This is a genomic window from Streptomyces sp. SM1, from assembly GCF_002910825.1.
Taxonomy (GTDB): Bacteria; Actinomycetota; Actinomycetes; order Streptomycetales; family Streptomycetaceae; genus Streptomyces; species Streptomyces okerensis.
Genome location: NZ_NEUB01000917.1, coordinates 26,807 through 37,809, shown reverse-complemented (window position 1 = coordinate 37,809; position 11,003 = coordinate 26,807). Strand labels below are relative to the sequence as shown.

Below are 11,003 nucleotides of genomic sequence, written 5' to 3'. Positions count from 1 at the left end.
CGCCTCGCTGCGCGGCGCGGCGCGCCTCGGCGCGGCTGCCGTATGCCTGGTCCTCACCGCCCGAACCACGGGAACCCGGCCCATAGGAATCGGACGGAGATCCGGTGGCGCCTCGCGGTGCCGCACGGCGGCCGGAGGACGAGCCGGACTGACCGCGTCGGGCCGCGGCACGTCCGCCTCCCTGCGGCGGCGGCGGTTTGCGACGGTGCTCGCTCATCGAACGACTACTCCTCGGGCAGGCGCACCTGCGCGCCTGGAAACGGCGTCTGGTTTCCGGTCCCCCCGAAGTACGGATGCGGCGCTTTCCGCATTCACCCGTACCGCACCGGGGACCAAGACGCCCCCCTGCGTCACTCGGTTCCCGGTGATTTGCATGGCGCACAGACTACGCACCGCCAAAACCCGCCGAGCACAGAAGTTCACCTCAAATCAGGCAACTTGCTCGCAATGATTCCGTGATGTGATCCCGTTCACCCTCTCCCCCCTTGTCGCATCCGGAAGGCCGTTCTATCGTCATGATGTATCGAGTCGATACATCAGCTCGGCATAAGGGCGGCCTTCGAGCCGTACACGAGGCCGTCACGGGTGACCGCGGCAGAGGGGAGGCGACGATGAGCCGGCGTTCCGGGATCCTCGAGTTCGCCGTACTCGGCCTGCTCCGCGAATCCCCGATGCACGGCTATGAGCTGCGCAAACGGCTCAATACATCGCTGGGTGTGTTCCGTGCGTTCAGCTACGGAACGCTCTACCCCTGCCTCAAGACGCTGGTCGCCAACGGCTGGTTGATCGAGGAGCCGGGGAACACGACCGAGGACGCCCTCGCCGCTCCGCTCACGGGGCGCCGCGCCAAGATCGTCTACCGGCTGACGGCGGAGGGCAAGGAGCACTTCGAGCAGTTGCTCTCCCAGACGGGACCGGACGCGTACGAGGACGAGACCTTCGCCGCGCGGTTCGCCTTCTTCGGGCAGACATCGCGCGACGTGCGGATGCGCGTGCTCGAGGGACGCCGCAGCCGGCTGGAGGAACGCCTCGAGAAGATGCGCTCCTCCCTGTCGCGGACCCGGGAGCGCCTCGACGACTACACCCTCGAGCTCCAGCGCCACGGGATGGAATCCGTGGAGCGCGAAGTGCGCTGGCTGAACGAGCTCATCGAGAGCGAGCGGGCGGGACGGGACCTGAAGAGGCCCGCCACCGGGGGGTCCGCTCAGCAGGACACCACATCTGGAGCGACGGGCGGCCTGCCCCGGCCGGGGGACAGCCCCCGGCCGGATACGCCCGACGACACCGCCACGTGAGACCCGCTCAGGGCCTCACTCGTACACACAGGGAGCAACCGGAATGGGTTCGGTTCGCGTAGCCATCGTCGGCGTGGGCAACTGCGCCGCGTCGCTGGTACAGGGAGTCGAGTACTACAAGGACGCCGACCCGGCGTCCAAGGTGCCGGGCCTGATGCACGTCCAGTTCGGCGACTACCACGTCCGCGACGTCGAGTTCGTCGCCGCCTTCGACGTGGACGCCAAGAAGGTCGGTCTCGACCTCGCGGACGCCATCGGCGCCTCTGAGAACAACACCATCAAGATCTGCGACGTGCCCAGCACCGGCGTGACGGTCCAGCGCGGCCACACCCTCGACGGTCTCGGCAAGTACTACCGCGAGACCATCGAGGAGGCCGCCGAGGAGCCGGCCGACGTGGTCCAGATCCTCAAGGACAAGCAGGTCGACGTCCTCGTCTGCTACCTGCCCGTCGGCTCCGACGACGCGGCGAAGTTCTACGCCCAGTGCGCCATCGACGCCAAGGTCGCCTTCGTCAACGCCCTTCCGGTCTTCATCGCCGGCACCAAGGAGTGGGCGGACAAGTTCACCGAGGCGGGCGTCCCGATCGTCGGTGACGACATCAAGTCCCAGGTCGGCGCCACCATCACGCACCGCGTCATGGCGAAGCTGTTCGAGGACCGCGGCGTCGTCCTGGACCGCACGATGCAGCTGAACGTCGGCGGCAACATGGACTTCAAGAACATGCTCGAGCGCGACCGCCTCGAGTCCAAGAAGATCTCCAAGACGCAGGCCGTCACCTCGCAGATCCCGGACCGGGACCTCGGCGAGAAGAACGTCCACATCGGCCCGTCCGACTACGTCGCCTGGCTGGACGACCGCAAGTGGGCCTACGTCCGTCTCGAGGGCCGTGCCTTCGGTGACGTCCCGCTGAACCTGGAGTACAAGCTCGAGGTCTGGGACTCCCCGAACTCCGCCGGTGTCATCATCGACGCCCTGCGCGCCGCGAAGATCGCCAAGGACCGGGGCATCGGCGGCCCGATCCTCTCGGCGTCCTCGTACTTCATGAAGTCCCCGCCGGTTCAGTACTTCGACGACCAGGCCCGGGAGAACGTGGAGAAGTTCATCAAGGGCGAGGTCGAGCGCTAGGACCTCCCCGCTGTGGGCAGTTGAGGGTCTCCGGGTCGTACGTCCCGGAGACCCTCTTCACATGTGAGGCTGTGCCCCATGGCCGTCGTCGGTGACCTGCGCGTTCTGCTGCGATTCCAGGGCTTCAGACGCCTGCTCGCCGTCCGCCTGCTCTCCCAGGGCGCCGACGGCGTCTTCCAGGTCGCGCTCGCCTCGTATGTGGTCTTCTCGCCGGAGAGGCAGACGTCGGCCGCGTCGATCGCCGCCGCGATGGCGGTGCTGCTCCTCCCGTACTCCGTGGTCGGCCCCTTCGCCGGGGTCCTGCTGGACCGCTGGCGCCGCCGCCAGGTCTTTCTGTACGGCAACCTGCTGCGCGCCCTGATGGCCTCGGTGACCGCCCTCCTCATCCTCGGCCAGGTATCCGACTGGCTGCTCTTCGTCTCCGCCCTGTGCGTCACCGGCGTCAACCGCTTCGTCCTCGCGGGCCTGTCCGCCGCACTGCCGCGCGTGGTGGACTCCGAGCGGCTGGTGGTGGCCAACTCCCTGTCCCCGACCGCCGGAACGCTCGCCGCCACCGCCGGCGGGGGCCTGGCCTTCCTCGTCCGGCTGGTCGTCGCCGACTCCGACGCCGCTGTGGTGCTCGTCGGCGCCGCGCTGTATCTGTGCGCGGCCGCGGCATCGCTGCGCATGACCAGGGAACTGCTCGGTCCCGACCCGGCATTACTACGTCCCCGGCTGAGCACGGCGCTCAGCGGCACCGCACGCGACCTCGGGGCGGGCCTGCGTCACCTTGCCGCTCCTCCGCGCCGAGAAGCCGCCTGGGCGCTTGCAGCCATGTCTCTGATGCGGTTCTGCTACGGCGCCATGCTCGTCCTGCTGCTGATGCTGTGCCGCTACGCGCTGGCCTCGACCACGGACGAAGGACTCGCCCTTCTGGGACTGGCGTTGGGAACCTCGGCCGCCGGCTTCTTCGCAGCGGCCGTCATGACTCCCTGGGCCGCCGGGCGGCTCGGACCGGGCCGCTGGATCATGGTGTGCGCCGCGTCCGCCGCAGTGCTGGTCCCCGCGTTGGGCCTGCCGTTCGCCACCGTTCCGCTCCTCGCGGGCGCGTTCGTCCTGGGACTGACCACTCAAGGCGCCAAGATCGCCACGGACACCGTCGTCCAGTCCGCCGTCGAGGACGGCTTCCGCGGCCGCGTCTTCTCCCTGTACGACGTCCTGTTCAACGTGGCCTTCGTCGGCGCCGCGGCCGTGGCCGCCCTGATGCTGCCTCCGGACGGCCGGTCGGTTCCGCTGGTGACAACAGTCGCCGTTATCTACGGGGCAGTAGCTGCGATTATGGCCCGATTTGAACGCCAGTAAGTGTCACATCAATGCCACATTGCCTTGTCCGGCTCCCGAGTTGTCAGTGCGGGCCGGTAGCTTATGTGCGTCTTATCAGCGCAGCTTTTGCGCCACGTACCTATGTTCCAGGGGGACTCACAGTGACCACTCCGCCGCCTCAGGGCAACCCGTTCGCCCAGGGCTAGCCGCAGCCTCAGGGCCAGGCTCCCCAGCCGCCCCAGGGCGGCTTCCCCCCGCAGGGCGCTCCCGTCCCTCCGCCGCAGCAGGGCCGCAAGATCAGCTTCAAGACGATCAAGAACATCGTCATAGCCGTGATCGTCGTCGGCGTAGTGGTCGGCGGTTACATCACCAGCCAGGACGACGCCGATCAGGCCGCCGTGGGCGACTGCCTCAAGGCCGCTTCCTCATCCTCGGGCCGCATGGAGGTTGTGGACTGCTCCTCCTCGGAAGCCGAGGGCAAGGTCGTCAAGAAGGTCAAGGGCCACTTCACCTCCCTCACGGCCGAGACCGAGTGCCGCAAGGTCAAGGAAGCTACCGGCTTCTACGCCGAGACCGGCGACGGTGAAGAGTTCCTTCTCTGCCTCGGTGATGCCTGAGCGAAGTCAACACGTCTCGGCCCCCCGCCCAGGGGAGCCGGCCGGGTCATGTTTCACGTGAAACGTGACCCGGCCAGTCTCAGTTCAGGCTCGAAACGAGCCGGAAACGGGGTCATGTTTCACGTGAAACATGACCCCGTTTCCGGCTTTCAGTCGGGCTGAGTCGCCCACCACTCCTTGAGCGCTGCCACCGCCGCGTCGTGGTCCATCGGGCCGTTCTCCAGTCGGAGCTCCAGCATGTGCTTGTACGCCTCGCCGACCGCCGGGCCCGGCTTCACGCCAAGGATCTCCATGATCTGGTTGCCGTCGAGGTCCGGACGGATGGCGTCCAGCTCCTCCTGTTCCTGAAGCTGGGCGATCCGCTCCTCCAGACCGTCATACGCACGGGAGAGCGCGGCGGCCTTGCGCCGGTTGCGTGTGGTGCAGTCCGAGCGGGTCAGCTTGTGCAGCCGGCTGAGAAGCGGCCCGGCGTCGCGGACATACCGACGGACGGCGGAGTCCGTCCACTCTCCCGTGCCGTAGCCGTGGAAGCGCAGATGGAGCTCGACGAGCCGCGAGACGTCCCTCACCAGCTCGTTGGAGTACTTCAGCCCCATCAGGCGTTTCTTCGTCATCTTCGCCCCGACCACCTCGTGATGGTGGAAGGAGACACGGCCGTCACTCTCGAACCGGCGCGTGCGGGGCTTGCCGATGTCGTGCAGCAGGGCCGCGAGCCGAAGGGTCAGGTCGGGGCCCTCGTCCTCCAGGGCCATCGCCTGCTCCAGAACGATCAGCGTGTGGTCGTAGACGTCCTTGTGCCGGTGATGCTCGTCCCTCTCCAGGTGCAGGGCCGGCAACTCGGGCAGCACGTACTCGGCGATCCCGGTGTCCACGAGCAGGGACAGGCCTTTGCGGGGGTGAGAGGAGACGATCAGCTTGTTCAGCTCGTCCCGTACACGCTCGGCGGACACGATCTCGATCCGCCCGGCCATGTCCTTCATCGCCTTGACGACCTCGGGCGCCACCTCGAAGTCCAGCTGGGCGGCGAAGCGGGCGGCCCGCATCATCCGCAGCGGGTCGTCCGAGAAGGACTCCTCGGGCGTGCCCGGGGTGCGCAGCACACGGGTTGCAAGATCACCGAGACCGCCGTGCGGATCGATGAAGCGCTTCTCCGGCAGGACGACGGCCATCGCGTTCACGGTGAAGTCACGGCGGAGGAGATCCTCGTCGATGGAGTCGCCGTACGACACCTCCGGCTTGCGTGAGGTGCGGTCGTACGCCTCCGACCGATAGGTGGTCACCTCGATCTGGAAGCTTCGGTCCACTCCTTCGACGCGGGCGTCCTTCTGCGCACCGACCGTACCGAAGGCGATCCCCACCTCCCAGACGGCGTCCGCCCAGGGACGCACGATCTTCAGTACGTCCTGCGGACGGGCGTCCGTGGTGAAGTCCAGGTCGTTCCCGAGGCGGCCGAGCAACGCGTCCCGCACCGAGCCGCCGACCAGGGCGAGTGAGAACCCGGCCTCCTGGAAGCGGCGGGCGAGGTCGTCGGCGACCGGGGCGACCCGCAGCAGTTCACTCACGGCGCGGTCCTGCGCCTGGCTCAGGGCACTGGCTTCTTCGTTGGAATTCGGCACAACAGAAGAGGGTACGTGGCCCGAACGACGGGACACTCCTCCATTTGGTGTGCGCGGACACCCCCGTCGATACACGGACAAGGCCCTCGTCCGCCGATCTTGCGCACCGGTCCGCGGCACTTCCTCTCAGCGCACATCGTTACCATGCCTGGACGCACATTCCGACGACCACTGACGATGACGAGGGACGGGCGAGCGCGTGGCCGAGGCGGCAGACTTCCAGGGGACACGTCCCTCACCTGCCCGCCGCTGGCTCCGGCGAACCGGAACACTGCTCGCCGGAGCACCCCTGCTGGCAGGACTTCTCCAGTTGCCGGCTGCGTCTCCCGCTGTCGCCGCCGCACCGGACGCGTCCCAGGCCCCCGCCGAGGCGGGATCGGTCTCCGTGTCGGTCGACTCCCTCGCTCCGGGTGCCCCGGCCGAGGGCGACACCGTGACCGTGACCGGGACGGTGACCAACAAGGGCAAGCAGACCGTCACCGACGCCCACGTCGGGTTGCGCCTGGGCCCGCTGCTGGACACCCGCTCGGGTGTCGACACCGTCGCGAAGAACAGCGACGACCTCCAGAGCACGGTCGGCGCGGAGATCGACGACAAGTACTCCCAGGAGTTCGCCCGGCTCACCCCCGGCGTCTCACGGCCCTACACCCTCTCGGTGCCGGTGGACGAGCTGGACCTCGGACAGGACGGCGTCTACGAGCTGGCCGTCTCACTCACCGGGGAGACCTCGGCCCAGCCGTGGGAGCAGCCACTCGGCGTCCAGCGGACGTTCCTGCCGTGGAAGCCCGAGGAAGCCCGCACAAAGACGAAGACGACGTTCATGTGGCCGTTGATCTCCACAGTCCACATGACCGCGCAGACGGGCTCGGACGAACAGCAGACGCCGGTCTTCCACGACGACGAACTCGCCAAGGAGATCTCCCCGGGCGGCCGGCTGGACCGGATGGTGGCGCTGGGCAAAAATCTCGAGGTCACCTGGGTGATCGACCCGGACCTTCTGGCGTCCGTCAATGCGATGGCCGACCGGTACGAGATCCGCGGTGAGGGTGACGAGAACATCGTCGGCGGCCAGCAGTCGGTCGCCAAGCGATGGCTCACCGAGGTGCAGAGGGCGGTGGTGGACAAGGAGGTCGTCGCGCTCCCGTTCGGCGATCCCGACCTGGCCTCCCTCGCTCACAACGGCACCTCCGTCACCGGTTCGCTGAGGCACCTCAAGGAGGCCACCGAGGTCGCGTCCAACGCCGTGGAGTCGATCCTCCACGTGACGCCCACCACGGACTTCGCCTGGCCCGTCAACGGCGCCGTCGACCCCTCCGTCGTCCGGGTCGCCACATCCGCCGGCGCCGACAAGGTGATCGCCCGCAGCGACACCTTCGGAGAGAACGGCCTGACGTACACGACCTCCGCGGCCCGCCCCATCGGCGGCGGCACCACGGCCGTCGTCGCGGACGCACGGCTGTCCACGGCGTTCCGGGGCGACATGACCAAGGCCTCCACGTCGGCACTCGCGGTGCAGCGGTTCCTGGCCCAGAGCCTGACACTCGGCCTGCAGACGGACCGGCAGCGCAGCGTGGTCGTCGCGCCGCAGCGGACACCGTCCGCGAGCCAGGCACAGACGATGGCCGAGGCCGTCGAGATCCTCCAGGGCGGCACCTGGTCCGAGTCCCAGGACCTCACAGCCGCCGCCCGGGCCGAACCGGATCCCGCCGCTGCCACCGAGGTCCCCAGGGCCTCGTCGTATCCGTCCTCCCTGCGCAAACAGGAGCTCCCGAAGTCGACGTTCGAGCAGATCGCCAGGACGCAGGCGAAGCTCGACAAGTTCAAGGTGATCCTTTCCGACCAGTCCCGCGTGGTGACCCCGTTCGGACGCGCCCTGAACCGGGGCATGTCCGTGTCCTGGCGGGGCCGGCAGTCCGAGGCGGCGATCTACCGGAGCGGGGTCGAGTCGTATCTGGACGGCCTCATCGGCCAGGTGAGGCTGATCGACAAGTCGGAGACGAAGCTCTCCGGCCGCAGTGCCACGATCCCCGTGACGGTCCAGAACAACCTGGTGCAGGGCGTCGAGAAGCTGGTGCTGCGACTCACGTCGACCAACCCGACCCGTCTGGAGATCGGCGGGGCGGCCTACGAGGAGCAGCCCGTCGCCGTCTCGGGCGGGCACAGCCAGTCGGTGAAGTTCACCACGTCCGCCAACGCCAACGGCAGGGCGACGGTGGTCGCCCAGCTGTACACCCAGGACGGCGACAAGTACGGCGCCCCCGTCACGTTCGACGTGAAGGTCACCGAGATCACCGCCACGGTGATGCTGGTCATCGGCGGCGGCGTGCTGCTGCTCGTCCTGGCCGGCTTCCGGATGTACACCCAGCGCAAGCGTGCCGCGGCCCGCGAGGCCGAGGAGCGGGAGCACCGGGCGGGCGAGGACGCCGACGGCCCGCAGAACCCCGGAGCCCCCGGGACGCGTCTCTCCGAGGAGTCCGCGACGGACTCGCGGGAGGACGACTCCGAGCAGCCGAGTGACCCGGCACCGGACACCGCACCGGAAAACGCCGACCCGTCGGGCACGGGTGAGAGAGTTGACCGTTGAGGATGTCGTGGCCGGTGGGCCAGGGACGATGAGGTGGGGTAACCATGAACGCGCCGTACGACGGTGACCGCGGCCATGCCGCGGGCAACTCGGGCCACCCCGAGTCGGACCCCCCCGAGGGTCCGCCGCCCGGGCACGACCAGGTGCCGCAGCCGCCCGCGGACCCCTACCTCCAGGACGCCTACACCCACGATCCCTACCAGGCACAGGACATCGCGGCCCAGGACCCGGTCGCGGAGGCGCTCTACGACCGCGCCGCGCACCCGCCGCCCCCTCCCGGCGCCTACCCTCCTCAGCAGCCGTTGTACGGGCAGCCGTCCCAGTCGCCGTACGCTCCCGATCCGCGGGTGTGGGCCCGGCCCCCCGCACCGGAGCCGGACGGCCCGACGCAGTACCTGCCCTACGGGGACGACCCGCGCACCACACAGTTCGTGGGCGTGGACGACCTGGTCGGCCAGGCCGGGGACCAGCGCCACGAACCGGACGCCTTCGCCCATCTCTTCCGTGATCAGCAGCAGGGCGGGACCTTCCCGGACCAGCAGGGCGGTGGCCACCCCCGGCAGCACGGCGGTGGGCAGCACGGGCCCGCGCCGGTGAGCGGCGCACAGCACTACGCGTCCACGCCCGTGCCGGGCCCCGCGTCCCCGGCACCCGGCCACTACGCCGGTGCCACCCCGCCTCCCGCCGCGGAAGCACCGGTCCCCGAACCGGTTTCCGCCCCTGCCCCGAAGAAGGGCGGCCGGGCCGGGGGACTGCTGACGTCGAGTGCCGTGATGGCGGCGGGCACCATGGTGTCCCGGCTCACGGGGTTCGTCCGGTCCGCGATGATCGTCTCGGCGCTCGGCCTCGCCCTCCTGGGCGAGTCCTTCCAGATCGCGTACCAGCTGCCGACGATGATCTACATCCTCACCGTCGGCGGTGGCCTCAACTCCGTCTTCGTGCCGCAGCTCGTACGGGCGATGAAGGACGACGAGGACGGAGGCGAGGCGTATGCCAACCGCCTGCTGACACTGGTGATGGTGGCCCTGGCCGGGCTCACCGCCCTCGCCTGGCTGGCCGCCCCCCTGCTGGTGCGCGCGCTGTCGAACCCGGTCGCGAGCGATCCCGCGGCCAACGAGGTCGCCGTCACCTTCACCCGCTTCTTCCTGCCCTCGATCTTCTTCATGGGCGTCCACGTGGTGATGGGTCAGATCCTCAACGCGCGCGGCCGGTTCGGCGCGATGATGTGGACCCCTGTTCTGAACAACATCGTCATCATCGTCACCCTGGGCACCTTCATCTGGGTCTACGGCACTGCCGGGGATTCGCAGATGAAGGTCACCAACATCCCGCCGGAGGGTATGCGGCTGCTCGGCGTCGGCGTGCTGCTCGGCCTCGTCGTCCAGGCCCTGGCGATGATCCCGTACCTGCGCGAGACCGGATTCCGGATCCGTCCGCGGTTCGACTGGAAGGGCCATGGTCTCGGCAAAGCGGCGATGCTCGCCAAGTGGACCATCCTCTTCGTCCTCGCCAACCAGGCGGGTGCGCTGGTCGTCACTCAGCTGGCCACCGCGTCCGTCGTCGACACGCAGATCGCCGGCACGGGTTTCAGCTCCTACGCCAATGCCCAGCTGATCTGGGGCCTGCCCCAGGCCATCATCACCGTCTCACTGATGGCCGCACTCCTGCCCCGCATCTCACGCTCGGCGGCCGACGACGACTCCGGCGCCGTCCGCGACGACATCTCCCAGGGCCTGCGGACGACGGCCGTCGCGATCGTGCCGGTCGCCTTCGGCTTCGTGGCACTCGGCATCCCGATGTGCACGCTGATGTTCGGCTCCTCGGGGACCGGCGCGGCCACCAACATGGGCTACATGCTGATGGCCTTCGGCCTCGGCCTGATCCCCTACTCGGTTCAGTACGTGGTCCTGCGGGCCTTCTACGCGTACGAGGACACCCGAACCCCCTTCTACAACACGGTCATCGTGGCTGCGGGCAACGCGATCGCCGCGGGCATCTGCTTCCTGGTGCTCCCGGCCCGCTGGGCCGTGGTCGGCATGGCCGCCTCCTACGGTCTGGCCTACGTGATCGGTGTCGGCGTCGCCTGGCGCCGGCTGCGGGACCGGCTGGGCGGGGACCTGGACGGCGCCCGGGTGCTGCGGACGTACGCCCGGCTGTGCATCGCCTCCGTTCCCGCCGCGCTGCTCAGCGGAGCGGCCTGCTACGGCATCAGCCAGTCCCTGGGCCAGGGGGTCATGGGTTCGTTCGCCGCGCTGCTGGGCGGCGGAGCCGTACTGCTCGGGACCTTCTATGTGGCGGCCCGGCGGATGCGGATCGAAGAAGTCAACTCGTTGGTCGGTATGGTGCGCGGACGCCTGGGACGCTGAGGCAGGGGGTAGGCGCACAACCATCAACAGCCCCTGTGTGTCGTGCATAGCGGCGGACTGTGGGCACAATTGGTCTCGGCGTCGGCCGGCGCGCGAC

General features: G+C 68.9%; 7 protein-coding genes. 6 read left to right on the top strand and 1 reads right to left on the bottom strand.

Annotated elements, in window-relative coordinates; translation table 11 throughout:
* Positions 1-611: 611 nt before the first annotated feature.
* From B9S61_RS31175 to B9S61_RS43355, 4 genes are all read left to right on the top strand, one after another.
* A complete protein-coding gene (locus B9S61_RS31175; protein ID WP_103545215.1) occupies positions 612-1,295 on the top strand; it encodes a PadR family transcriptional regulator in 684 nt (227 codons plus the stop codon).
* A gap of 43 nt (positions 1,296-1,338) precedes the next feature.
* The gene (locus B9S61_RS31170; RefSeq protein WP_103545214.1) at positions 1,339-2,421 is read left to right on the top strand and encodes an inositol-3-phosphate synthase; all 1,083 of its coding nucleotides are present in this window, start codon (positions 1,339-1,341) and stop codon (positions 2,419-2,421) included.
* Positions 2,422-2,499: 78 nt separating this feature from the next.
* Complete coding sequence (locus B9S61_RS31165; protein WP_103545213.1) at positions 2,500-3,762, top strand: MFS transporter; 1,263 nt, start codon at positions 2,500-2,502, stop codon at positions 3,760-3,762.
* Between the two features lie 293 nt (positions 3,763-4,055).
* Positions 4,056-4,340 carry a hypothetical protein gene (locus B9S61_RS43355; protein WP_308457802.1) on the top strand — a complete coding sequence of 95 codons (285 nt, stop codon included), beginning with the start codon at positions 4,056-4,058 and terminating at the stop codon, positions 4,338-4,340.
* Between the two features lie 149 nt (positions 4,341-4,489).
* On the opposite strand, the gene B9S61_RS31155 is transcribed toward B9S61_RS43355, so the two are convergent.
* On the bottom strand, positions 4,490-5,956 hold the full coding sequence (locus tag B9S61_RS31155; protein ID WP_103545212.1) for a CCA tRNA nucleotidyltransferase: 1,467 nt from the start codon (positions 5,954-5,956) through the stop codon (positions 4,490-4,492).
* A 199-nt stretch (positions 5,957-6,155) separates the two neighbouring features.
* On the opposite strand from B9S61_RS31155, the gene B9S61_RS31150 reads away from it, so the two are divergent.
* Together B9S61_RS31150 and murJ are read left to right on the top strand one after the other, a co-directional pair.
* Positions 6,156-8,540 (top strand): DUF6049 family protein, encoded by a 2,385-nt coding sequence (locus tag B9S61_RS31150; protein ID WP_103545211.1) that lies wholly within the window; start codon positions 6,156-6,158, stop codon positions 8,538-8,540.
* Positions 8,541-8,584: 44 nt separating this feature from the next.
* A complete protein-coding gene (gene murJ, locus B9S61_RS31145) occupies positions 8,585-10,906 on the top strand; it encodes a murein biosynthesis integral membrane protein MurJ (RefSeq protein ID WP_103545210.1) in 2,322 nt (773 codons plus the stop codon).
* Positions 10,907-11,003: the final 97 nt, after the last annotated feature.